At 59.5% G+C, this 22767-nt stretch carries 23 protein-coding genes; 10 read left to right on the forward strand and 13 right to left on the reverse strand.

Annotated elements, in window-relative coordinates:
* Positions 1–122 precede the first annotated feature (122 nt).
* From AC1DVH_RS14200 to AC1DVH_RS14210, 3 genes are all read right to left on the reverse strand, one after another.
* On the reverse strand, positions 123–1244 hold the full coding sequence (locus tag AC1DVH_RS14200) for a threonine aldolase family protein (protein ID WP_477754332.1): 1122 nt from the start codon (positions 1242–1244) through the stop codon (positions 123–125).
* Between the two features lie 62 nt (positions 1245–1306).
* On the reverse strand, positions 1307–2122 hold the full coding sequence (locus AC1DVH_RS14205; RefSeq protein ID WP_477754333.1) for an AraC family transcriptional regulator: 816 nt from the start codon (positions 2120–2122) through the stop codon (positions 1307–1309).
* Positions 2123–2211: 89 nt separating this feature from the next.
* A complete protein-coding gene (locus tag AC1DVH_RS14210) occupies positions 2212–3123 on the reverse strand; it encodes a LysR family transcriptional regulator (protein WP_477754334.1) in 912 nt (303 codons plus the stop codon).
* Between the two features lie 119 nt (positions 3124–3242).
* On the opposite strand from AC1DVH_RS14210, the gene AC1DVH_RS14215 reads away from it, so the two are divergent.
* Positions 3243–4160, forward strand: a complete 918-nt coding sequence (locus AC1DVH_RS14215; RefSeq protein WP_477754352.1) for a pirin family protein — start codon at positions 3243–3245, stop codon at positions 4158–4160.
* Positions 4161–4247: 87 nt separating this feature from the next.
* On the opposite strand, the gene AC1DVH_RS14220 is transcribed toward AC1DVH_RS14215, so the two are convergent.
* On the reverse strand, positions 4248–4703 hold the full coding sequence (locus tag AC1DVH_RS14220) for a glycine zipper 2TM domain-containing protein (protein WP_223460554.1): 456 nt from the start codon (positions 4701–4703) through the stop codon (positions 4248–4250).
* A gap of 249 nt (positions 4704–4952) precedes the next feature.
* On the opposite strand from AC1DVH_RS14220, the gene AC1DVH_RS14225 reads away from it, so the two are divergent.
* From AC1DVH_RS14225 to AC1DVH_RS14235, 3 genes are read left to right on the forward strand one after another with little or no spacing between them, the layout of a single operon-like run.
* Complete coding sequence (locus AC1DVH_RS14225) at positions 4953–5774, forward strand: ABC transporter substrate-binding protein (protein WP_477754335.1); 822 nt, start codon at positions 4953–4955, stop codon at positions 5772–5774.
* Complete coding sequence (locus AC1DVH_RS14230) at positions 5771–6616, forward strand: amino acid ABC transporter permease (RefSeq protein ID WP_477754336.1); 846 nt, start codon at positions 5771–5773, stop codon at positions 6614–6616. Before AC1DVH_RS14225 ends, AC1DVH_RS14230 begins: the two co-directional genes overlap by 4 nt.
* A gap of 33 nt (positions 6617–6649) precedes the next feature.
* Positions 6650–8032, forward strand: a complete 1383-nt coding sequence (locus tag AC1DVH_RS14235) for an LLM class flavin-dependent oxidoreductase (protein WP_477754337.1) — start codon at positions 6650–6652, stop codon at positions 8030–8032.
* 224 nt (positions 8033–8256) lie between these two features.
* On the opposite strand, the gene AC1DVH_RS14240 is transcribed toward AC1DVH_RS14235, so the two are convergent.
* The 5 genes from AC1DVH_RS14240 to AC1DVH_RS14260 form a co-directional block, all read right to left on the reverse strand.
* Positions 8257–9429 carry an acetyltransferase domain-containing protein gene (locus AC1DVH_RS14240; RefSeq protein ID WP_477754353.1) on the reverse strand — a complete coding sequence of 391 codons (1173 nt, stop codon included), beginning with the start codon at positions 9427–9429 and terminating at the stop codon, positions 8257–8259.
* A gap of 208 nt (positions 9430–9637) precedes the next feature.
* On the reverse strand, positions 9638–10039 hold the full coding sequence (locus AC1DVH_RS14245) for a nuclear transport factor 2 family protein (protein WP_477754338.1): 402 nt from the start codon (positions 10037–10039) through the stop codon (positions 9638–9640).
* A 68-nt stretch (positions 10040–10107) separates the two neighbouring features.
* Complete coding sequence (locus tag AC1DVH_RS14250; RefSeq protein ID WP_477754339.1) at positions 10108–10866, reverse strand: SDR family oxidoreductase; 759 nt, start codon at positions 10864–10866, stop codon at positions 10108–10110.
* 137 nt (positions 10867–11003) lie between these two features.
* Positions 11004–11915, reverse strand: coding sequence for a LysR family transcriptional regulator (locus AC1DVH_RS14255; RefSeq protein ID WP_477754340.1), 912 nt, complete (start codon positions 11913–11915; stop codon positions 11004–11006).
* Between the two features lie 141 nt (positions 11916–12056).
* Positions 12057–13157: an alkene reductase gene (locus AC1DVH_RS14260; protein ID WP_477754341.1), complete on the reverse strand. Its 1101-nt coding sequence runs from the start codon at positions 13155–13157 to the stop codon at positions 12057–12059.
* Positions 13158–13304: 147 nt separating this feature from the next.
* Between AC1DVH_RS14260 and AC1DVH_RS14265 the strand changes: the two genes are divergently transcribed.
* Positions 13305–14189: a LysR family transcriptional regulator gene (locus AC1DVH_RS14265; RefSeq protein WP_477754342.1), complete on the forward strand. Its 885-nt coding sequence runs from the start codon at positions 13305–13307 to the stop codon at positions 14187–14189.
* Between the two features lie 4 nt (positions 14190–14193).
* Here the strand turns inward: AC1DVH_RS14265 and AC1DVH_RS14270 are convergent, their stop codons facing one another.
* From AC1DVH_RS14270 to AC1DVH_RS14285, 4 genes are all read right to left on the reverse strand, one after another.
* A complete protein-coding gene (locus AC1DVH_RS14270) occupies positions 14194–15294 on the reverse strand; it encodes a Gfo/Idh/MocA family protein (RefSeq protein ID WP_477754343.1) in 1101 nt (366 codons plus the stop codon).
* A 235-nt stretch (positions 15295–15529) separates the two neighbouring features.
* The gene (locus tag AC1DVH_RS14275) at positions 15530–16447 is read right to left on the reverse strand and encodes a LysR family transcriptional regulator (protein ID WP_477754344.1); all 918 of its coding nucleotides are present in this window, start codon (positions 16445–16447) and stop codon (positions 15530–15532) included.
* Positions 16448–16468: 21 nt separating this feature from the next.
* Entirely contained in the window at positions 16469–17221 is a 753-nt protein-coding gene (locus tag AC1DVH_RS14280; RefSeq protein ID WP_477754345.1) for a maleate cis-trans isomerase family protein, read from the reverse strand.
* A gap of 24 nt (positions 17222–17245) precedes the next feature.
* Positions 17246–18565, reverse strand: coding sequence for an MFS transporter (locus tag AC1DVH_RS14285; protein ID WP_477754346.1), 1320 nt, complete (start codon positions 18563–18565; stop codon positions 17246–17248).
* Between the two features lie 358 nt (positions 18566–18923).
* On the opposite strand from AC1DVH_RS14285, the gene AC1DVH_RS14290 reads away from it, so the two are divergent.
* The 5 genes from AC1DVH_RS14290 to AC1DVH_RS14310 form a co-directional block, all read left to right on the forward strand.
* Positions 18924–19091, forward strand: a complete 168-nt coding sequence (locus tag AC1DVH_RS14290; protein ID WP_477754347.1) for a hypothetical protein — start codon at positions 18924–18926, stop codon at positions 19089–19091.
* Positions 19084–19989, forward strand: a complete 906-nt coding sequence (ltnD, locus tag AC1DVH_RS14295; protein WP_477754348.1) for an L-threonate dehydrogenase — start codon at positions 19084–19086, stop codon at positions 19987–19989. The genes AC1DVH_RS14290 and ltnD overlap by 8 nt, the downstream gene beginning before the upstream one ends.
* Before the next feature lie 10 nt (positions 19990–19999).
* Positions 20000–21298, forward strand: coding sequence for a 3-oxo-tetronate kinase (gene otnK / locus AC1DVH_RS14300; RefSeq protein WP_477754349.1), 1299 nt, complete (start codon positions 20000–20002; stop codon positions 21296–21298).
* A gap of 8 nt (positions 21299–21306) precedes the next feature.
* The gene (gene otnC / locus AC1DVH_RS14305) at positions 21307–21945 is read left to right on the forward strand and encodes a 3-oxo-tetronate 4-phosphate decarboxylase (RefSeq protein WP_477754350.1); all 639 of its coding nucleotides are present in this window, start codon (positions 21307–21309) and stop codon (positions 21943–21945) included.
* Between the two features lie 205 nt (positions 21946–22150).
* On the forward strand, positions 22151–22767 hold a 617-nt coding region (locus AC1DVH_RS14310; RefSeq protein ID WP_477754351.1), incomplete at its 3' end, for a GntT/GntP/DsdX family permease.

Here is a 22767-nt window from a genome sequence, read left to right on the forward strand (position 1 = left end):
CAAGTCGGATCGCCGCACCGCAGCTCCTACAAGGGAGCGTGCCCACGTTTTTTTGGTTCTTCCCGGGATTGCGTGAAGAACCTGAAGTTTTACGTCTGGGAAATGCGTAGCTTTGCTACCCGTTACTCGTGTACACGATCAAGCGCTCGCCGCACCTGATTCAACAGGTGATCGACATCCTCGGCAGTGGTGGCGAACGAGGTGACAAAGCGAACGATGTTGGGTCCCCAGCGATCATGGTAGAAGCCGAACCCGGCCTTGAGCAGTGCTTCGATGATTGCCGAGTCCAGACGACAGAACAGGATGTTCGCCTCAGTGCCACCGAGCATTTCAACGCCGCTCAGGCCGGCAAGTCCCTGCGCCAGGCGCTGGGCCGCAGCGTTGGCCTGGCGTGCATTGCGCAGCCAGAGGTCGTCGGTCAGGTACGCGTCGATTTGCGCCGAAAGGAAACGCATCTTGGAAAAGAGATGGCCTGCGCGCTTGCGCCGGTAATTCATTTCGGCTGCGAGCGAGGTGTTGAACAGGACGATGGCTTCCGCCGCCAGTGCACCATTCTTCGTGGCTCCAAACGACAGGGCATCCACGCCTGCCTTCCACGTCATCTCGGCCGGGGAGCAACCAAGCGACACCAGGGCGTTGGCAAATCGCGAGCCATCCATATGCATTCCAAGGGAAGATGACTTGCAGACGTCACCGATGGCTGCGATTTCGTCCAGGGTGTAGATGCTGCCGACTTCGGTGGCCTGAGTGATGCTGACGCAGGCGGGCTGGGTCGTGTGTACATCGCCGACTTTTTCGCGAGTCCGCTCGCGCAGTCGGACGATGTCCAGCTTGGCCGCCGGGCCGTCGACGGTCATCAGCTTCGCACCGTTGGAAAAGAACTCCGGCGCGCCGCATTCATCGTTGTTGATATGACTGGCCGGGTGGCAATAGATGTTGCCCCAGGGCGGCGTCATGGTGCTCAGGCACAAGCCGTTGGCGGCGGTGCCGGTGGGCACCAGAAAGACCTCCACGTCACGCTCGAAGATCTCGCAGAACTTGCGCTGGACCTGCGCCGTCAACGCGTCTGTTCCATAGGGGCTCGCCTGGCCCGTGCTGTGTTTCACGATGGCTTGTGCCACCTCCGGCGATGCGCCAGCGATGTTGTCACTTGAAAACCCCAGCGCGGGCGGTCTGTTTGTCTCACCGTTCATCATCCAGTTCTCGGCTGCGCAGGCGAAGGTGTTTCGCCCGTATTGGCGCATCCTATGGAGAGGGAAGGTTGTCGCGCTTGTAAAAAATTGACGGCCGCCTGATGGCCGACGCCCTATGTCCTGTAGCGCGAGGGTGCGACGCCGAATGCCTGTCGAAAGGCGCGGTTGAAATGGCTTTGATCGTAAAAGCCGACAGCGTGGGCGACCTCGATGATCGGTTGCCCGCTGCGCGATAGCAGGCCACAAGCCCGTTCAAGACGCAGGCGAAGCAGCCATGCGTGCGGCGTCATGCCAATGGTCCGCTTGAACTGTTTAAGGAACGGGAACCGGCCCAACCCGCACAGGCCAGCGAGATCATCGAGGGTGATTCGCTGATCGATGTGGCTGAAACAATAGTCCCTGACGCGAGACCATTGCAGGGGAGATAGTGTGCCCGTAATCGTTTCGGGCCTGGTCGCCCGTGACTGGCTCAACAGGTGTTCAAGGAGGGTGATCCATTGCGTCTGTACCGCCAGGCTACCTGGCCCAACGGCCTGCTGCATCGCGTCATGCAACCCGCGCAGGTTACCGGCAAGCCCTGCGTCTTCCAGCAACACACCGGTCAATTCAAGTTCTCTCGGTTGACCGCTGATCTCCTCGGTCAGACTCGCGACCAGCGCCTGGGACAGACGGAATGTCTTGAGCGTATAAGCGTCGCCGCCCTCGGGCACACCATCGTGGATTTCACCCGGCGGCATCAGGGCAATCCTTCCCGGACCTAAAAGATACGACTCGCCTTTGGATCGATGACGCTGGATGCCTTCGGTGACCAAACCAACGTGGAAATCGAGGTGGTAATGGCGATCGAAACCGGTGTCCACAAAGCGAGCGGACCCCAGCACCAAGCCTGGTACGTCGGATACGTGATGGTACTTGGCATGCTCAGTCATGAAACCCGTTAACAATCGGCGAGGAGGGCGGGGACTACGAAGTCTAGGGCCACCAGCGGAATAGATCCATGGGCATCGACTGCCGCTCGCTACGGGTGCACCTCTGGTGCGTCCGAGGCATTCAACTTCTCGATCACCAGGTCGATGAAGGCCGATACCGCAAGCGGCAACTGTCGTCGGCTTGGATACAGCACGTTCAGGCCATAGCCTTTGGGTTGGTATTGCGCCAGCACCGGGACGAGCACGCCGGCCTGAACATCGAGCCTGGCCATCACCGGTGGCAGTAGCGCGATGCCGAGGCCGGCCACGGCGGCCCTGCGCAATGCCTGTGCGGTATTGCCACTGAAGCGCCCACTGACCTGCACTTCCTCTTCACCCTGCGGGCCGATCAAGCGCCATGTGGCGTGGCCGCCGGGTTGCGCCGAGATCACACAATCGTGGTTTACCAGGTCCTGCAGCGTGCGGGGTGAGCCGTGCGCGGCAATGTAGGCGGGGCTTGCGACCATTCCGACGCTGCGCGGGTCAAGGATCTGACGCCCGACAAAACCGGAATCGCGCAAGGCGCCGCCGCGAAACGCGACATCGATCTGCTCTGCGATCAAGTCGGCCTTCGCATCGCTGAGTATGAAGTCGAGCCTCACGCGTGGATACGCGGCGAGAAACCCGGTCACCCAGTCCATCTGGAAGAAGTCGAAGAAGTCGGCTGGAGCCGCCACACGCACCAGGCCATTGGGCTCGTTACTACCCGTTATCAACTCCTGTCCGGCTTCGAGCAAGCCGTCGACAGCACCTGCACAACGCTCATGGAAGTCCTGGCCTGTACTGGTGAGTGTGAGCTTGCGAGTGGAGCGTTGCAGCAGCCGAGTGCCGAGGTGTGCTTCGAGCTGCTGGATGCGGCGACTCACGGTATTGGGCGGCATGCCCAGGCGTCGTGCCGCCTCGGCAAAGCTGCCGCAGCGGACTACCTGCACAAACATCGCGATGTCATTGAGGTCGAGCATGGCCGGTCATTCCTGGTATTGGTGGACGAGTGCAAGCCAATTGTATCGACTAATCAAGCAATCGGTCCCGCTCTATTGTTTGAGGTATCGGGCCGCGAGGCTTCCCACTTCGAGTGATCATGATGAACCTTCAGCAACCACCTCACTTCGCAATGGACCCTGGCTCTGCACGCGAAACCGGAACTCACCGCGCAATCAGCTATCGCACCACAGGCAGCGGGCATGGCGCTATTGTCCGGCTGATGAGTCCTTCGGATCTGGGCCATTTGATCAAGCCGTTCGTTTTCCTGGATCTGTTTGAAGGTGAGAGCTCATTCATCAACGGCATGCCAATTCACCCGCACTCAGGAATCGCCACCGTCACCGTCATCACCGAAGGTAATTTGCGCTTCGAGGATGCGGATTCGGGCAAGGGGATGATCGACTACGGCGGTGTCGAATGGATGCGTGCCGGAGGCGGGGTCTGGCACGGCAAGGAAATGTCGGTGGGCACATCGAAACGGATTCAGGGTTTTCAACTGTGGGTTGCACTACCGCCTGAGTTGGAAAACGCCAGTGTCGACAGTCAATACCTGGAGTCAGGTGTGATGCCTGAAGTCGGGCCGGCGCGGTTGATTCTCGGCACGTACCAGGGTGTCCAGAGCCCGGTCCGTGCCCCCGCCGGAATGAATTATCTGCTGGTCACGCTACGTGCCGGGGAATCCTGGACTTATGTTCCACCTGGCGAACATGAGTCGTTGTGGTTGAGTGTCAGCCGCGGCGCTTTGTCTGCACCAGGCCTGGTCAACGCAGGAGAGATGGCCATCTTCGAACCTGGCAACGGCGCCGTGACGCTCAAGGCGCTGCAAAAAGATACGGTCTTCGTGATCGGTTCAGCCGTACCTCATCCCTATGATCTGGCGCTGGGAAATTACTCGGTGCACACCAACCCGCAAGCCTTGCGTGCGGGAGAGGTGAAAATTGCCGAGATTGGCGTTCGGTTGCGTGAGTACCTGAAAAAGCCCGACGCGTCAGCCAGCGTACCGGTATTCAAGTAACCATGACCCATGGCGGCGCGCCATTCGAGTCAGGATTGCGCGCAGTCATGGATCATGGGGCGGCTGTGCAACGTCCAGTCGCCGCCCCTAACTTTGCGGCACCACCCGCGCTTCGTTACCGGCACCCTCGACATAAACGTTCATGCCATTTTTCAGCCCCGGGTTGATCGGCTGGGTCACCTGAACCAGTACGCCGCTGTGGGTGCGAACGATGATCTGCTGTGCGTCCACGGGCTGATCATATTTTTTCTTTTCGGCGTAGTTGCCGCCCGCCGCGCCAGCCAGGGCACCGGCGACCATCGCCACATCCCGGCCGGTACCGTGGCCGATCAGGCTTCCCAGGGCCAGACCGCCAATACCCCCCATTATGGCACCGACACCGCTATCGTGATTGGTCTGCATCTGGGTCTGTGTAATCTGCTCGATTTTCCCCGAACGAATCTCCATCTCGCCAGCGCCTCCACTCCCGGCGCCAACCGCGGCACAGCCGCCAAGCACAAGACCAAAAAGCGTAATCGTCAGCCAGGAAGCGATAGTTTTCATCGTCAAACTCCATTTTCAGAGGAAGTGGATCATGCAAACGCATCCATTCAAGTTAGACGAAAATGCCTGATTCGCTCGGTTGTTTGGTTGTGCAAAGCGCTTGCCACGAAGGGGCAGTGGTGCAAGCGCCTGGACCGCTCGATCCAATATAGCTTGAATGTAGTCGCATATTCCATAAAGGAAGTACAAACTATTTTTATAGTGCGTTTTAATCTATTCAGTATTTTGAATCGATTGGAGCTCTTGTCTGTGAACACTAAGGCGCTTTTACCTTTTGGCTTGGCATTACTGGCTACCTGCTCGACGGCTTTCGCGGGCCCCATACTGGATCGCGTAACCAGGAGCGGGGAGCTGACCGGCGTTCTGATGGAAAGCTATCCGCCATTCTCCTTTCTCAATGAACAGAACCAACTGGACGGGTTTGACGTCGATGTCGCCAAGGCTGTTGCGCAACGGCTTGGGGTGAAGCTGAAGCTGCAAACACCGTCCTGGGATGTCATCGCTGCCGGACACTGGAACGGACGATATGACATCTGCGTCTGCTCGATGACCCCGAGCAAGGCACGGGCCGAAGTGTTCGACTTCCCGGTGGAGTATTACCAGTCACCGGCCGTGATCGTGGTGAATGCCAAAGACCAGAACATTGTCACGGGCAAGGATCTGTCCGGTAAAAAAGTCGGTGTGATCAGTGCGTCGACCTACGAAGCCTATTTGAACAAGGATCTGGTGATTGAGGGCGCCGAGGACAAGCCGTTGAGCTATCCATTCGAAAGCGTCCAGGTCGCGCCATACGACAACGAAACCGTGGCCTTCCAGGATCTGGCCTTGGGCACGGGCGTGCGCCTGGATGCCATGGTCACCAACCTCATCACGGCTCGCGAACGCATCGCCCAGGATCCTCGCTTCAAAATTGCCGGCGATACGCTGTATGCAGAGCCCAACGTGGTAGCAATCGAAAAGGGCGATCCGCAATGGAATGCCAAAGTCACTGAGGTCGTCACCCAGCTCAAGGCCGATGGCACATTAAGCAAGATTTCACAGAAGTGGATCGGTGCCGATATCAGCCAATGACAGCCCTCAATCCACACCCGGCCAAGGCGACTGTCGCCCCCAAAACCGAGGCGCGTCGTTTCAGCCAGCTAGTTGGTTTTCGCACTCGCCTGTATTTGACCTGGGCAGTGCTGTTCGGCCTGTGCGTCATGTTTTTCATGGGCTTCGATCTGAAGTTCTCGATCATTGTGCAGAAGTTGCCCAACCTGGTCGGCCTGCATTTGGGGCCTGACGGTTTCTTGCAGGGCGCCGCGCTGACGCTGTTCTTGTGCTTCTGCTCGATCTGGCTTTCGTTGCTCCTTGGTTTCGTGACGGCGCTGGCGCGCCTGTCTCGCAGTGCAGTGGCTTTCGGCATTGCCAGTTTCTATGCGTCTTTTTTTCGCGGTACTCCACTGCTGATCCAGATCCTGCTGATCTACCTGGGTCTGCCGCAGTTGGGGGTGGTTCCTGGCGCCATCAGCGCGGGGATCATTGCGCTCTCGCTCAATTATGGTGCCTACCTCAGCGAGATTTTTCGTGCCGGCATCATGGCTGTAGCACCCGGGCAGCGCGAAGCGGCGATGGCTCTGGGTCTGGGGCCGGCGGCAACGTTCCTGCACATCGTCCTGCCGCAAGCCATGCGCACGATCATTCCACCGACAACCAGTCAGTTCATTTCAATGCTCAAGGACTCATCGTTGATATCGGTGATGGGCGTCTGGGAAGTGATGTTCCTGGCGCAGTCGTACGGTCGATCCTCTTACCGCTACATCGAAATGCTCACCACCGCAGCCGTTATCTATTGGCTCCTGTCCATTGGCCTGGAGTTGATACAGAACCGTCTTGAACGCCACTACGGCAAAGGTTTCAAGCATCAGCGCTGACCCATCCGCTTAATGACTTTTACAGGTACTACGATGTCCGATCCAAAACCTCTGTTGTTTGCGTTATACGAGCAAGCCAGTGTTGGCTGTGGCGGCGCGCCAAGCCTCTGGACGCACCCGGCAGACGAACGACTGACCATCAACTCGCTGGGCTACTGGTCGAACCTGGCACGCATCGCCGACCAGGCTCATCTCGACATGCTGTTTTTTGGTGATGTGCTGGGTTTCTACGATGTGTTTGGCGGTAATGCCGACGCGGCGATGAAGTGGGCGGTGGAAGCACCGGCCAACGATCCGTTGATGATCATTCCGGCATTGGCTGCGGTGACGGAAAACCTCGCCTTCGGCGTCACTGTCACCACCAGTTATGAACATCCTTTCACCCACGCCCGGCGCTTCAGCACGCTGGATCACCTGACCAATGGCCGGGTCGGCTGGAACATCGTCACCTCCTACCTGACCAGTGCCGCTCGCAACTTCGGCCTGGAGCAGATGATCAAGCACGATGATCGCTATGAACGCGCAGATGAATTTCTCGATGTGGTTTACAAGCTCTGGGAAGGCAGCTGGGCAAACGATGCCGTGGTGGCCGACAAGTCTCGTCGGGTCTTTGCCAAGGGCGATCGCGTGCGACCGATCAATCATGTTGGCGAGCATTACCGGGTGGCCGGGCCCCATTTGACGTCCCCGTCACCGCAACGCACACCGTTGCTGATCCAGGCCGGTTGGTCAGGCCGTGGTCGCGAGTTTGCGGCCAAGCACGCCGAACTGATTTTCATCGCCAAGTCCAACCCGCTGGAGATTCGCCAGGGACTGGAAGATATATGGACGCAGGCCAGGGCACGGGGGCGTCACGCTGAAGATGTTAAATCACTGACGGTCCTGCGCATCGTCACGGCCAGGACCGAGATCGAAGCCCAACGCAAATATGACGAACTGCAAAGCAACTATCACTTGCAGGCGCAACTGGTGAGTTATGCCGGTGATACCGGTATCGACATCAGCCGTTACGCGGACAGCGATGCGTTATCGACTCACACCGAAGGCATGACCTCCTATGTGATGCGTCCCGATGGCAGTGGCAAGCCCTTGACCGCCGGCGATGTCAAACAGCGCTTTGCCAACGTCACCCGTGGCAGTGATCTGATTCTGGTGGGAACGCCGCAACAAGTGGCCGATCGGATCGAAGAGCACGCCCGTATTTCCGGCACCAGCGGCTACATGCTCAACCCGCTGATCAGCCCGGGCAGCCTTGAGGACTTCGTTGAACTGGTCATTCCTGAACTGCAAAAACGTGGCTTGTATCGTACTGAACCCCAGAGTGGTACTTTCCGTTCGCGGTTACGGGACGATGGCGCTAACCATTTACCGGATTCTGCTTATGGAGCCTCATTCCGCTTTGATAAAGGTTTTTAGGCTGGCGGAGGGGTATCCCGTTGTATGTCTTGAAAAAGGTTCTTCACGTAATCCCGGGAAACTGTAGGAGCCAGCTTGCTGGCGATGGAATCGAGAGCGCCGCGTTTAGCCGGTAAATACGCGTTATCGTTAACGACCATCGCGAGCAATCGAGCGTCGACCGGCTGCTCCTACAGAGGACCACATTCGCTTAACTGAACAGCATTACTCTCCAATGATCCTGATCAAAAGTATTTGAGCCATCCGATATCGCGACGGCGTGCCTTCAATGCCGCGAACCAACGCACGGGTAAATACAGGGATAAAGCCAGGAGCACCGCCGTCAGCCACACCGCCCAAATGCTGTCGAAACCGAAAAAAGTACCCTGGTTCAATCCGAATAACGCCACGCTGACCAGATACAGCGCCTTGAGTACGTAAAGGTGGAGCAAGTAGAAGAACATCGGCGCCGCGCCAAAGACTGCCAATGCATTGACCCACTTGCGTTGTTGAGCCCGTTCCAGGGCACGAAGCAGTAACAGGCCCATGCCCAAGGTCAGCGAAAGGAACAACAGGGAAGGTGGGTATTTTGTAATGTTGAAGAAGCTCATGAGGGTTTGCGTGATGCCTTCATGGGCGACCCAATGCACCTCGCCATAACCATTGACTGCTCGCAGTGCGACAAATCCGATCAATGTCCCGGCCCCTGCCAGCAGCAGATTACGTTGACGCTGCGCGGCCAAAACCTGGCCAGCAAACCAAGGGCCGATACTGTATCCAAGGGCGATCACACCGATCCACGCAAGCACAGGGTAAGAGGTGCGCAGACGCAAGCTGTCGGAGAATTCGATCCAGCCGCGATCATGCAGAATCGCCCAAGGTATATGCATTGGCGAGCCTGTCGCGAAGTGAACATTATCCAGCAGGTTGTGCCCGGCCACGATCACCAGGCCCAGGCAGCACAGAATGGGCCTGGGTAACCAGACCAGTCCGGCCAGGGCAATCATGCAGATGCCAATGGCCCAGATCACTTGCAAGTAAATCGCCGTAGGCGGGAACTGAAATGTCCAGGCGAAATTCACCAGGGTGAATTCCAGCAGTACCAGCAATAGACCGCGCTTGAATAAAAAGGCTGACACATCGCCCTTGCCCTGGTGCTTTTGGCCATACAGGCAAGCGGAAAGTCCGGTGAGCAGTATGAAAACCGGCGCACACAAATGGGCAAGTGTGCGGCTGAAAAATAGCGCCGGCTCAGTGGACTCAATGTCCATCGGGTCTGCTACCTGACGGTGCAAAAAGAACGTTTCGCGCACGTGATCCAGCAGCATAAGGAGGATTACCAATCCCCTCAGGGCATCAATGGACAGCAGGCGTTGGTTCAAGGGTGTGATAGGTGGGATGTGAGTAGAGGTTGTCATCGAATGTCGCAAGCAGGGAATGGATGGCACTGCCAGTGGCGACTGACAGTGCACGCTTGCATTAGTTATAACATAACAAATCAACCAAAGGCGACCGCCTGATTGCGTTGATAGCTGTCTACCTAGACGCCTTCAACTCAAGGAATGCGTCCCGCAATCGAGCGTCGCCTGAGTTCGGCCTGAACTCCTTGAACTGTTTAATGGAGCATCAGCCTGGGAACTGATCCCCAAACATAGGATACCCGCCGGCAGAACCTTCGCGCGTCGCCTCGTCCTGAATCACATCCCAGTGTTCGACCATCACGCCGTCCTCGAGGCGCAGGATATCGACCACGACCCAGTTCGCCGGCTGGCCGATGCCAGTGAAGCGACCGTGCAACATGACGAAGTCGCCTTCAGCGACTGCCAGCTGGCATTCGTAACGCAAATCGGGCGCTCCTGCGGCGACCAGTTCGAACAGACCCTCGCGACCCGGGGGCACATGGGCACTGTGCTGGATATAGGAGGGCGACCAGTAGCGTTCGGCCGCAGCCAGATCCTTGCGATTGAACAGGGTTGCGAAGCCTTCGAGGACGATGGCCTTGTTCTCGGCGGGGGTGAGTGAAGTCATGGTCGGTTTCCTGCTAACAAAGTAAAGGGGAGGGCGGCTGTAGGGCCGCCCAATATCGCCTTGTGGACTCAGCCGAAAGCCGGTCCGTTGGCAATCATGTCGTTGAACCCGTTGACCCAGGCATGCTCGTTCGGACCAGGATTGGCGCGCATGGCTTCAGCGGGCGCGACCAGGATTTCGTTCACGCCGCTCTCGAATTGCGCCATGGCGCCGGCAATGAACTGGTCGAGGGGAATGGCGCGCTCCTCCTCGCTGCTGTCGAGCAACTCGGTGCGTACCCACGGCGGTGCGATCTCGACCAGTTGGACGCCGTGTTCGCGCAGCAGGTAGCGCTGCGACAAGGTGTAGGAGTGCAACGCTGCCTTGGTCGCCGAGTAGACCGCCGTCACGGCCATGGGTACGAAGCCGAGTACCGAGGAGACGTTGACGATGACGGCATCCGGCCTGGTCTTCAGATGCTCGACCAGCGCCGAGGTCATGCGGATCGGACCCAGCAGGTTGGTGGTGACGGTCGACAGGGCAAGCTCATCGTCCACCGGACCTTCTGCATGATCGAGCAGCATGATGCCGGCATTGTTGATCAGCACGTTGAGCTCAGGGTAATGGGCGATGAGGTGTTGCGCTGCGGCCTGGATGCTGGCCGTGTCGTTGATGTCGAGCTCGATGGCTGCCATGCCGGGGTTGGCATCGAGCGTCTGCTGCAGTCGCTCCTTGCGCCGTCCCGAGATGATCACTTGATTGCCCAGCCTGTGGAAGGCTTCCGCCAGGCCTTGGCCGATGCCGGAGCCGCCGCCAGTGATGAAGATCGTGTTGCCAGTCATGCGCATGAGGGATTTCCTTGAACGAAAAAGTCAGGGCGTCCGCCACGCTGCCAGGTCGATCAGCTCGACTGCTGCGTCGCGGGGTATGGCGCTAAATTGGCAGCTTCGGCGGGATCGGAGTAGACGCTGTGGCCGGCTATCTTCTATGCGCCGGATGCATAAGCACCGCCGGCATCGTCAAGCAGGCTGGCGACAAGATGTTCGATCAGGGCGCGGCCGGCTCTGCGGGTTCGAGAGCCGTGGGGGAAGTAGGCATGCACAGGTACGGATTCGGTCTCCCAATCGGTGAGCAGCGCGACGAGCTCACCGCTTTCAAGCTCCCGCCGGCACGCCCAGGCCGTTGTCGATGTAATCCCTAAGCCAGCCGTTGCCGCTGCGACAGCGCCTTCGTTTTCGTCGGTCGAGAAGTGCGCCTCGAGCTGAATCGTCCTGGTCTCGCCATCGCGTTTGAACATCCACCCGCTCGGCACCGTTGAGGCTGGACCGGCGATAATTCGATGTGATTGCAGGTCCTCCGGCGTAGTCGGCTCCCCAGCGGCGCGCAAGTAGGACGGTGAGGCGAGAATGTATCTGGAGATCGTCATGATCTGACGGCTTGTTGCACTGGAATCCACCAGCCGTCCCAGCCTTATCGCAACATCGATATTTTCGCGCACCAGATCCTGCCAATGATCGGCAAGCAGCACCTGGATATGCAGGTTGGGGTGTATCGCTGCGAACGGCGCGAGGCGTGGAATGATTTCCCGTACGCCGATGCTCGTTGGCATGCTCATCCGCACGCCCCCACGCAGCTCTGCGCCCCCGCGAACGCTCTGCTCTGCCTCTTCCACAGCGACGAGGATGGGTTCCATGCGCGAGAGAAAGTCCGCCCCGGCCTCGGTCGGTACGACGGCACGTGTCGATCTCGCCAGCAGCAGGGTGCCGAGATCGGCTTCGAGCTCGGCCACGATCCTGGAGACCTGGGATTGAGAAAGACCCACTTCGCGTGCCGCAGCCGAAAAGCTGCCCAGTCGCGCCACCCTTGTGAAAAGCCTATAGGAGAAAAGGTCTTTCATGCGTTGGCACCTTCCTTCAGCCGGTACGCACCTTGACCCCGTTGGCAGAGGCGACCGTGAAACGCGGCAGTTTGGGTGAGTGTTTTTTTGAAGGAGAGGCAACTGGGGCACGATGACCCCAGCTACCAGTGGTGCAAATGATCACGCAACTTCGGTATGGAAAGGATAGTCCGTGTAACCCACTTGCGTGCCACCGAAGAACGACTCGCGGTCGTACGGGTTCAGCGGCCAGCCGTTGCGCAGGCGCTCTGGCAAGTCAGGGTTGGCGATGAAGTGGCGGCCGAACGCGACCAGGTCTGCATCGCCGGCCTCAAGGATTGCGTTGGCCGATTCACCGGAGAAACCGCCTGCCGCGATCAGGGTGCCCTTGTAGTGCTGGCGGATGAGTTGCGACGCCACCGGGTTCTGGTCCCGGCGCTCGTCTTCGGCGACACCCAGGATGCGCGGCTCGATCAGGTGTAGATAGGCGAGGTCCAGCTTGTTCAGCTCGCGTGCGACATAGGTGAACAGGCCAATGGGGTCGCTGTCGGACATATCGCCGAAATTGCCGCTCGGCCCCAGACGCACCGCCACCCGATTGCTGCCCCAGACGGAGATCACCGCCTCTACCGCTTCCAGCAGGAACCGGCTGCGGTTCTCGAACGAGCCACCGTAGATGTCCGTACGTTTGTTGCTGCCGTCCTGGAGGAATTGATCGAACAGGTAGCCATTGGCCGAGTGCAACTCCACGCCGTCGAATCCGGCTGCGATACCGCGTTCGGCTGCGGCACGGAAGCTTTCCACCAGCCCGCGGATTTCCGCGATGGTCAGTTCGCGCGGCGGGCTGCCGGGGGTCCAGCCAGTCTCGGTGAAGGCGAGGCCGCCGTGGTCCACGACGGAAGGGGCCACCGGTTGGGCGCCGCCTGGCTGCAGGAGGCTATTGGACTGACGCCCCGCATGATAGAGCTGCAGAAAGATTTTGCCGCCCTTGGCATGAACCGCATCGGTCACGAGCTTCCAGCCAGCGATCTGGCTGTCGTCATACAGACCGGGAGCACCGAGGTAGCCGTTACCATTGGCAGCGGCGATAGTGGCTTCGCCGATCAGCAGGCCACCGGCGGTGGTACGCTGGGCGTAGTACTCGGCCATCAACTGGCCAGGAATGGCACCCGGCTCGGCACGCATACGGGTAAGTGGCGCCAGAACGACGCGATGGGAAATCTGGTGTGGACCTATTTGGATGCTGGTATGCAGTTTGGACATGACAACGATACCTATCAGTGGTGGGATGGGCGCAATGTAGGCGTAAAATTCGCGGAGAAAAATATCCCGCGATGCCGAACATTTCGGATGTTTTTTCCGTAATCCCGCCTTGTTGGCGGGGGGCTACCGGAGCAGGCAGGAAAAGTGATGGAAAGTCTGAATGGCATCTCGATGTTCGTGCAGGTTGCCGAAACGCGCAGCTTTACCGAGTCCGCCCGCCAGCTGGGGGTGTCATCCTCGACCGTGGGTAAAACCATTGCCCGCATGGAGGAGCGCTTGCATGTAAGGCTGTTTCATCGCAGCACACGCAGCATCACGCTGACGGCCGAGGGGACCCTGTTCCTTGAGCGCTGCCGCCGCATCCTCAGCGAGGTCACCGCTGCCGAGTCCGAGCTGTCAGGCCTGGCGGGCAGTCCACGGGGGCGACTTCGGGTGGGCACTCCGCTATTGGGCGACCTGATGATGCCGGCCTTTGACGGGTTCATGGAGCGGTATCCGGAAGTCGAACTGGATATCGATTTTTGCGACCGCATGGTCGATGTGATCGAGGAGGGGTTCGACGCGGTGATTCGCACCGGCGAGCAAACCGACTCTCGCTTGACTGCGCGCCGCCTGGGTTCCTGCGCACATGTGCTGGTGGCGTCGCCGACGTATCTCAAGCGACATGGTGTACCCACTTATCCGCGTGAACTGGAACGCCATTCATGCCTGCAGCACAAATTTCCCGCAACCGGAAAGCTGGAACGTTGGCCGTTGCGGCTCGAAGCTTCCGAGGCTGAACTGGTGCTGCCCGCCACGATGACGTCGAACACGATCGAGCCTCTTGCCTACGCCGCAATCCAGGGCAGGGGCATTGCCTTTCTGCCGACTTTCCTGGTGCGCGAAGCGCTGGAAAGCGGCCAGCTGGTCACCGTGCTGGACGACTGCATTGACCGCCAGGTCGTCTTCTGGATGCTGTGGCCAGCCAGCCGTTATGCCTCGCCCAAGTTGCGCGTGTTCATTGACTACATGAGTGCRCATTTGCGCATCTGATCGCTTACGCCTGCAGCGTCAGGCGCACGCCGTCGCGGTTGGAGATTTCGATGGCATCGATCAATTCGTGCATGCGCACGGCATCCGCCATGGTAGGTGCAACCTGGGTACCGTCGCGCACATCCCTGGCGTAGGCAGCATACAAATTGGCCAGTTCCTGCTGGCTGCCGCCCAGGTCATTCTCCGGCAGCCAGTTGTAGCTCGGTGGCACCGTGAGCGTATGCATGGGTTGCGAGTCGCCTTGGGCCGCTTCGATGGTATTGAACGGGTCGCCAAAACTGGTGGTGTTCCAGATCTTGAGATCGCCCCGGGTGCCGGTCAGGTCCAACTGCATGCCATGGTTATTGCGTTTCCCGGCTTCGATATGGACCGTCAGCACAGCCCCGTCGGCGAAGGTGCCGTTGACCAGAACCTGGTCCGCCGTTGTGTGTTTCAGCACTTCACCCGTCTCGATCAGCGTCACTTCCGGGAACTGGTTGACAGTCAGCGCGCTGATGCTCTGCGGATGGCCCAGCATGCTGAACACCGCATCGAAATAGTGACCGCCATAGATGGAAAGCAGGCTGGAAAAGTTCTCCGGCGGGATGGTGAAGTGCAGGGCGGCCAGGCGTTCACGCTGGAAATATTCGACGCTGACATGCAACCGTACCGAACGCAGTTCCCCGATATAGCCGTCCTTTAACAGATCGCGTACGTAGCGATAGTCCGGGTTCAGTCGACGCTGCAATCCGACGATATGCCGAACGCCAGCCTTCTCGGCAAGCGCCATCAGTTCCTGCGACACGGCCTTGCTGGGCGTCAGCGGCCATTCGCAGTACACATCTTTGCCGGCGGCGATGGCTGCCCGTACGGTGGCCTCGTGCTGGGGTGCCGTGTTGAGCACGAGCACCAGATCCACTTCCGGATGGTTGACCAGCGCCTCCACGGAATCGAGTGCAAAGCGGATGCCGTGGCGCAGTGCCAACCCGGCGGCTTTTTCCGGGCTGCGACTGTGGACTGCCGTCAGCTCATAGTCGGGAAGCAACTGGAGGGCAGGCAAGTGGCCGTACTCGGCCCAATGACCGACGCCAATGAGACCCACGCGAATTTTTGATGACAGGGTCATGGAAGCTCCTGAGCCTGGTTTGAAGGGAAAGGTTGCGGTGCCGGGCGGGACAAGAAGCCCGGTCACCCAGTGTAGGAAGAGATGGAGGCGGGAAAAATGCGCTAGAGATCCGAACACTTCGGACGCTGGTGTCCGCAATACTGCGCATCAGGGCTACAGAGACGTTTGGCCCAAGCCTTCTGTAATCGATGAATCAACTCGTGATTTACCTTCGAGCCCTTGAGCCTGATATCGCTTAGTGCCTTTCGAGCAAGTGCTCCAGGAACAATCCCGCCGCGACCGACAACGCCTCTCGCGACCTCACGCACACGCTGAGTTCCCGGGAGGCCCACGGCTCATCCAGACTGATCGCCTGCGCACCGTCCATTTTGTAAATCGCCGCGCTCCCCTCGGGCATGATGCCAATGCCCAGGCCGGCCTGAACCATCAGGCATAGCGCGTCGTAGCTGGAGACTTCCATGCGGATTTTCAGCGAACGCCCCAGGTCGTTGGCCGCCTTGATCAACTGAAAGTTGAGATGAGTGCCACTGCGCAAGGCGATGTATTCGTGATCCAGGGTTTCGCTGAATTTGACGGAACGGCGTGTCGCCAGCGGATGCCCAAGGGGAACCAGTAACACCAGTCGATCGGTACGAAACGGGAAAACCTCGATATCGGCTCCGTGCGGAAGACGGGTGAAGATGCCAATGTCGGTGCGATTTTCGGACACCGCCTTGGTGATGGCCAGGCTTTGCCTTTCTTCGAGGCTGATGTTGATCAGTGGGTACAGCTCCATGAACGACTTGATCAGGCCCGGGAGGAATTGGGTGATGGCGGAAATATTGGCCAGGACATGCACCGAGCCACGGCGGCCGTGGGAGTAGTCACGCATCTGCACGACGATTTCATTGAGGTTGTTCAAGGCGCTGCGCGCCATGAACATTAGCGACAGACCGGCATCGGTCGGGGTGATGCCTTTGTTGGTGCGGTTGAGCAGTTTCGAATCGAGCAGTTCTTCAAGCTCGCTCAGCCGTTTGCTGACCGCCGCCGCGGCGATGTGTTCGCGTTTGGCGGCGGCAGCAATGGTGCCTTCTTCAACGACACTGACAAAGAGTCGCAACGAGACCGGATCGAGTTTCATGGGAAGTACCGGTTTGGCCTGAATGGCCAGCATAGTACTTCCTCCGGCATTGGCTCAGAACGCCCCGGACAACAGGTGGCCGGCGTTGGGCACTTGCGCCTTGAGGCCAAGGGTTTTCAACATTTGGTAAACGGTGGCGATCGATGCCGACAGCACCGGTTTGTCGAGACGATCCTGGACAAGCTGGATCGCGGGTAGCGACGGCATTTGCACGCAGCAGGACAACACCACGCCATCGGCCTGGCCTATGTTCAGCTTGTCGGCGTGAGCCAGCAGATTCATCGGGTCCAGACGCCCGACCTCGAGGTTGTCGGAAACCTCCAGGCTGATGGAGTCGACCACTTCGATTCCGGCCGCTTCGATGTAGTCGATGACCTGCCGGGTCAGCGGCTTCATGTACGGCGTGATGATCGAGACTTTCTTGTAGTCGAGCATGTGCAGGCTATCGATCAGCGCACCGGCGGAGCTGAGTACCGGAGCGGTCGATTGATTGGAGGCCACGGTTTTACTCAGGCGATCCTGCGAGACCTGGTGATAGCCCGCGCCTTGGCACATGATCGCCACCAGGCAGGCATAGGCCATGACATCCACTCGCGCATCGCTCAGTTCCAGCGCGCAACGGTCGCTGTCGATGTCCATCTTTTTCAGCTCTTCGGGGCTGACGTGCATCATGCGCATGCGTGAGGAGTGAAAGGTAAAATGCTCTTCGGGAAACAGTTCGTAGCGCGAAGTCAGCATGGCCGGGATTTCGGTTTCCATCGTCGTGTTGGAGCTGGGGACGATTTGGCCGATGCGAAAATTTTTCATGGATTTTTCCTTTGAACGGTCGGCTCAGTTGCCGCTGGTGAGTTGAACGCCTTTGGTTTCCTGCAGCGTGAACACCATGACAGCGGCGATGACGTAGGAAACGGAGGCAAGGGAAATGGTGGCGGTGAAGCCGATGAGCGGGATCAGCACCGGGACCAGCTTGATGCCGGCGATGGCGCCGACCCGGCCAAAGTTGAAACAGAAACCCGACGCGGTCGAACGGATGCTGGTCGGGAACAACTCCGAGTACCAGGCGCCGAACCCGCTGAAATAACCGGTGAAGAAGCCCAGCAGTGCGGCCAGCGAACCGAGGGCGATGACGTTCTGGGTGGTGAACAGCAGCTTGCCGTCGGTCAATGGCATCAAGGTCGCCGAGTAGGCAAACACCGGCACCATGATTGCCATGCCGCCAAAAAACACCGCGAACGACAAGCGACGACCGATGCTTTCGGCCAGGTAGCCGTAGGCCAGGTAACCAATGGTGGCGCCGATGCCGATCCAGATGACAAACACCGGAGCCTGATCGATGCGCACGTTCAGAATGCTCTGCAGGTAAGCCGGCATGAAGGTGGTGATGATCCAGTAGCCGTACATGCCCAGTACCGAAATGCTCAGGCCCAGCAAGGTCACTTTCAGATACTGCGGACGGAAGATTTCCATCAGCCGCCCCTTGTCGGCGTTACGGCGCATGAACTCGCGGTTGGCCAGCCACACCGGCGATTCCTTGACGAACAACCAGATGAACACCAGGGTGAAATACGCCGGGATCGAGGCATAGATGAACAGGCTTCTCCAGGATTCAGGATTCCCGCCATCGAGGAAACTCCAGGCGAAAATCGCTGCCAGCAGACCACCACCCGACCAGCCGGTCTGCATCACCGCAAAGGCCTTGGCGCGCCCGGCCGCAGGCCAGATCTCCGACACCAGTGCCGCCGCGGCGGACCACAAGCCACCCACGGCGATGCCCACGCAGAAGCGGAACACGTTGAGCTGCCACAGGCTGTCGGCAAAAGCACAGAGCAAGGTGCCGGTGCCATAGACGAACACCGACAGCATCATGGTTTTCTTGCGGCCGATCTTGTCGGAAATGTTGCCGAGGAAGAAACCACCGATACCGGTGGCCAGCAGAAACCAGGCAACCGTGGAGACCACATCGCCCAGGCCGACGGCGAAGGTCTTGGCGACCGCCAGGAGGACAAAGCCAAAGATGGTGGCATCCAGCGCGTCAAACAGCCAGGCGGCCCAGGAGCCCCCCAACGTCACGTAACGCTGGTTGGCGGTCAGTTGACCGACTCCGTCGACGACTGAAGCTTGCGCCGTGGAACTGACGGCTAGGGTTTTCATGGTTCAACCTCACGGGTTTGCGTTTTTATTCTTGGAGCCCGTGTGCCGAAAGGTGATCGGCACCCGAGTGGTCATGTGCGACCGATGTTAGGAGAGGTAAAAGCCGTTCGTATATCAGCCATTCACGAGCCTGCCATCGCGGGTGGCGATGGCAGTGGGGAGGTGCAGGAACACCTGCTTTGCCTTTTGCACCGGCAGTGCTGTTGTGAGCCTCTCGCTACTTCTTCTTTCTGCGCGGCGAAAGCCGTGTTAAAAAATGTTATTGTTAAAAAATACTTCACATAATCTGATCACTGGTAGATGATCTTCATCAGCCGGTATGACAACCTGATAACACGACAAAAACAGGATTGCCTTGATGTTCGATGAGATCCCGACTCACGTCCTGAACGACAGCGCCCCTCATCTAGTTGATCCGCCCGGTGCTGATCCTGTCGGCCGAAACCCTATCTACAACGCGGCCAATGTCTGCGCCTTGCAGGCGTGGAAGCAGTCGCTGCTTTCCTCTGGAGTACCCCATGAATAACAAGAATGTCGGTGTGGTCGGTCTGGGCGCGATGGGGCTGGGCATTGCCCGCTCRTTGTTGCGCAGCGGTTTCAATGTGCATGCCTGTGATGTGCGCACTGCCGTAACAGAGCAGTTCGCCGGGGAGGGCGGTGTGGCTTGCCTGTCACCGTCGCACATGGCCGCTGAGTGTGACGTGATCATTACCGTGGTGGTCAACGCCGAGCAGACCGAGACCGTATTGTTTGGTGAGGGTGGGGCCGTGGCCTCTCTGCGGCCGGGCAGCCTGGTGATCGGCTGCGCCACAGTCGCTCCGACTTACGCCGTGGATCTGGGCCAGCGCCTGGCCGCGCTGGGCTTGCTGTATCTGGACGCACCGATTTCCGGCGGCGCCGCCAAGGCAGCCGCTGGCGAGATGACCATGATGACCTCGGGCCCGGCCGACGCCTATTCCAAGGCAGAGTCGATCCTGGCCGGCATGGCCGGCAAGGTGTATCGCCTGGGTGATGTCCATGGCCTGGGTTCGAAGGTCAAAATCATCAATCAACTGCTGGCCGGGGTACATATTGCCGCCTCTGCCGAAGCCATGGCGCTGGGCCTGCGTGAAGGGGTCGATGCCGATGCGCTGTATGAGGTGATCACCCACAGCGCCGGTAATTCCTGGATGTTCGAAAACCGCGTGCCGCACATTCTCAAGGCGGACTACACGCCGTTGTCCGCGGTGGATATTTTCGTCAAGGACCTGGGCCTGGTGCTGGATACCGCCCGGGCCAGCAAATTCCCGCTGCCGCTGTCGGCCACCGCTCACCAGATGTTCATGCAGGCCTCCAGTGCCGGCTTCGGCCGTGAGGACGACTCGGCGGTGATCAAGATTTTCCCGGGCATCGAATTGCCGACTGCCAAGCCTGAGCCTGTTTGAGGAACACCCCATGACTACCTCCACCGCACGCCCGCTACTGGGCTGCATCGCCGACGATTTCACCGGCGCCACGGACCTGGCCAACATGCTGGTGCGCGGCGGAATGCGCACCGTGCAAAGCATTGGCATCCCGAGCGCGGAAGTGGCTGCCGGGCTTGATGCCGATGCGATCGTCATTGCCCTGAAGTCGCGTACCACGCCGGTCGCCGAAGCAGTCGAGCAGTCCCTCGCTGCGATGGCCTGGCTGCGCGAGCAAGGCTGCGAGCAGATCTTTTTCAAATATTGCTCGACGTTCGACTCCACCGCGGCCGGCAATATCGGCCAGGTCAGCGAAGCACTGCTGGCCGCACTGGGTAGCGACTTTACCCTGGCGTGCCCGGCATTCCCGGAGAATGGCCGGACGATCTTTCGCGGCCATCTGTTTGTGCAGGATCAACTGCTCAGCGAGTCGGGCATGCAAAATCACCCGTTGACGCCAATGACCGATGCCAACCTGGTTCGCGTGCTGCAATCGCAGACCCGCCTGAATGTCGGCCTGTTGCGCTACGACACGATTGCCCGTGGCGCAGAGCAGGTGCGGGCGCGCATCGCAGAGCTGAGGGCTCAAGGTGTCGGCATGGCCATCGCTGATGCCTTGTCGGACAGCGATCTGTATACCCTGAGTAGCGCCTGCGCCGATCTGCCGTTGTTGACGGGTGGTTCGGGGTTGGCCCTGGGGTTGCCGGAAAACTTCCGTCGCGCCGGCAAACTGCGCGACCTCGACGCCTCGAAACTTCCGGCGGTGTCAGGCGGGGAAGTGGTGTTGGCCGGCAGCGCTTCGATCGCCACCAATGGACAAGTGGCCGCCTGGCTCGAAGCCGGCCGGCCAGCGTTGCGGATTGATCCGTTGGCCTTGGCGGCGGGGGAACCGGTGGTGGCGCAAGCCTTGGCCTTCGCCCGTGATAACGAGCAAACCGTATTGATCTATGCCACCAGTTCACCGGAAGAGGTCAAATCGGTGCAACAGCAACTGGGCGTCGAACAAGCCGGCAGTCTGGTGGAAAACGCCTTTGGCGAAATTGCCCAGGGTCTGCGCCAAAGCGGCGTGCGCCGCTTCGTGATCGCCGGCGGAGAAACCTCGGGTGCTGTGGTCCAGGCGTTGGGTGTGCAGTTGCTGCAAATCGGCGCGCAGATTGATCCGGGTGTACCGGCGACCGTCAGCAGTACTGAGGAACCTTTGGCGCTGGCACTCAAATCGGGCAACTTCGGTGGCCGGGATTTCTTCAGTAAAGCCTTGAACCAACTCGCCCAGGCCGGGGGTGCACAATGAGCTGCGCAATGAGCAACGAGAACGCCCTGCGCGAAGAAATCTGTGAGGTTGGCCGCAGCCTATACCAGCGTGGTTATACCGTCGGCAGCGCCGGCAATATCAGCGCGCGCCTGGATGACGGCTGGTTGATCACGCCGACGGATGTGTGCCTCGGGCGCCTCGATCCGGCAACCATCGCCAAGGTCAATCTGGCGGGTGAATGGGTGTCCGGTGACAAGCCTTCAAAGACTCTGGCGTTGCATCGCCAGGTCTACGACCGCAACCCGAATGTCGGCGGCGTGGTGCATACCCACTCCACCCATCTGGTGGCGTTGACGCTCGCCGGTGTCTGGCAGGCGGACGACATTCTGCCACCGCTGACGCCGTATCAGGTTATGAAAGTCGGGCATATCCCGTTGATCGCCTACCAGCGACCCGGATCGCCGAAGGTTGCCGAACAGGTCGCGCTGCTGGCCAATAGCGTTCGCGGCGTGATGCTCGAACGGCTGGGTCCGGTGGTCTGGGAGAGTTCGGTCTCCAGGGCCAGCTACGCCCTGGAAGAGCTCGAGGAAACCGCGCGGCTCTGGCTGATGAGCAATCCCAAGCCTGAACCGCTGGATCAGGCGGCGCTGGACGAGCTGCGAGAGACATTCGGTGCGCACTGGTAGTGCGCTGAATTCTTTTAAAACGATAGAACACGATAGAACACGACAGATCGATAACGCAGGCCCTGTCCGGGAGACGCTCAGCGACTCTCGATGGCCCCGGCTTGCCTAAAAATACAATAACAAGAGGAACTCCAGGCATGACTCGCCTTCACTGTGGCATTTTCAGAAGAATCCTTTCGTTCACCCGGTGTGGAGGGCTTCTGAAATGAGCCCGTTAATCCTGATGATTACCGCTGGGGCAGGCATCGCGCTGTTGTTGTTCCTGGTGCTCAAGTACAAGTTCCAGCCCTTCGTGGCCTTGATGCTGGTGAGCATTCTGGTGGCGCTGGTGGCCGGGGTGAAACCGGCCGATCTGGTCGCTACCATCGAAGGCGGCATGGGCAAGACCCTGGGCCATATCGCAATCATCATTGCCCTGGGCGCGATGATCGGGCGGATCATCGAGCTCTCCGGCGGTGCCGAGGCGCTGGCCAAGACGCTGATCACCCGTTTCGGCAACCGGCGTACGCCCCTGGCGTTGACGATTGCCGGCTTCATGGTCGGGGTGCCGGTATTCTTCGAGGTCGGTGTGATCATCCTCATGCCGCTGGCCTATGGTATTGCCCGGCGTGCGCGCAAGCCGCTGTTGGTGTTTGCGTTGCCGATGTGTGCGGCGTTGTTGACCGTACACGCCTTTCTGCCGCCGCACCCGGGTGCAGTGGCCGCTGCCAGCCAATTGGGCGCGGACCTGGGCCGCGTGCTGATGTTCGGTYTGCCGATCACCGCGTTCCTCTGCTATGTCGGTTACCGCGTGGCCGGGCGCATGACCCGTCGGGCGTACCC

The organism is Pseudomonas sp. P4_C3 (assembly GCF_056402075.1).

What these genes read in the sequence shown, in the direction of transcription:
- AC1DVH_RS14200 (WP_477754332.1), bottom strand. Translation starts at nt 1,244, where the DNA reads ATGCGCCAATACGGGCGAAACACCTTCGCCTGCGCAGCCGAGAACTGG.
- AC1DVH_RS14205 (WP_477754333.1), bottom strand. Translation starts at nt 2,122, where the DNA reads ATGACTGAGCATGCCAAGTACCATCACGTATCCGACGTACCAGGCTTG.
- AC1DVH_RS14210 (WP_477754334.1), bottom strand. Translation starts at nt 3,123, where the DNA reads ATGCTCGACCTCAATGACATCGCGATGTTTGTGCAGGTAGTCCGCTGC.
- AC1DVH_RS14215 (WP_477754352.1), top strand. Translation starts at nt 3,243, where the DNA reads ATGATGAACCTTCAGCAACCACCTCACTTCGCAATGGACCCTGGCTCT.
- AC1DVH_RS14220 (WP_223460554.1), bottom strand. Translation starts at nt 4,703, where the DNA reads ATGAAAACTATCGCTTCCTGGCTGACGATTACGCTTTTTGGTCTTGTG.
- AC1DVH_RS14230 (WP_477754336.1), top strand. Translation starts at nt 5,771, where the DNA reads ATGACAGCCCTCAATCCACACCCGGCCAAGGCGACTGTCGCCCCCAAA.
- AC1DVH_RS14235 (WP_477754337.1), top strand. Translation starts at nt 6,650, where the DNA reads ATGTCCGATCCAAAACCTCTGTTGTTTGCGTTATACGAGCAAGCCAGT.
- AC1DVH_RS14240 (WP_477754353.1), bottom strand. Translation starts at nt 9,429, where the DNA reads ATGACAACCTCTACTCACATCCCACCTATCACACCCTTGAACCAACGC.
- AC1DVH_RS14245 (WP_477754338.1), bottom strand. Translation starts at nt 10,039, where the DNA reads ATGACTTCACTCACCCCCGCCGAGAACAAGGCCATCGTCCTCGAAGGC.
- AC1DVH_RS14250 (WP_477754339.1), bottom strand. Translation starts at nt 10,866, where the DNA reads ATGCGCATGACTGGCAACACGATCTTCATCACTGGCGGCGGCTCCGGC.
- AC1DVH_RS14255 (WP_477754340.1), bottom strand. Translation starts at nt 11,915, where the DNA reads ATGAAAGACCTTTTCTCCTATAGGCTTTTCACAAGGGTGGCGCGACTG.
- AC1DVH_RS14260 (WP_477754341.1), bottom strand. Translation starts at nt 13,157, where the DNA reads ATGTCCAAACTGCATACCAGCATCCAAATAGGTCCACACCAGATTTCC.
- AC1DVH_RS14270 (WP_477754343.1), bottom strand. Translation starts at nt 15,294, where the DNA reads ATGACCCTGTCATCAAAAATTCGCGTGGGTCTCATTGGCGTCGGTCAT.
- AC1DVH_RS14275 (WP_477754344.1), bottom strand. Translation starts at nt 16,447, where the DNA reads ATGCTGGCCATTCAGGCCAAACCGGTACTTCCCATGAAACTCGATCCG.
- AC1DVH_RS14280 (WP_477754345.1), bottom strand. Translation starts at nt 17,221, where the DNA reads ATGAAAAATTTTCGCATCGGCCAAATCGTCCCCAGCTCCAACACGACG.
- AC1DVH_RS14285 (WP_477754346.1), bottom strand. Translation starts at nt 18,565, where the DNA reads ATGAAAACCCTAGCCGTCAGTTCCACGGCGCAAGCTTCAGTCGTCGAC.
- AC1DVH_RS14290 (WP_477754347.1), top strand. Translation starts at nt 18,924, where the DNA reads ATGTTCGATGAGATCCCGACTCACGTCCTGAACGACAGCGCCCCTCAT.
- otnK (WP_477754349.1), top strand. Translation starts at nt 20,000, where the DNA reads ATGACTACCTCCACCGCACGCCCGCTACTGGGCTGCATCGCCGACGAT.
- otnC (WP_477754350.1), top strand. Translation starts at nt 21,307, where the DNA reads ATGAGCAACGAGAACGCCCTGCGCGAAGAAATCTGTGAGGTTGGCCGC.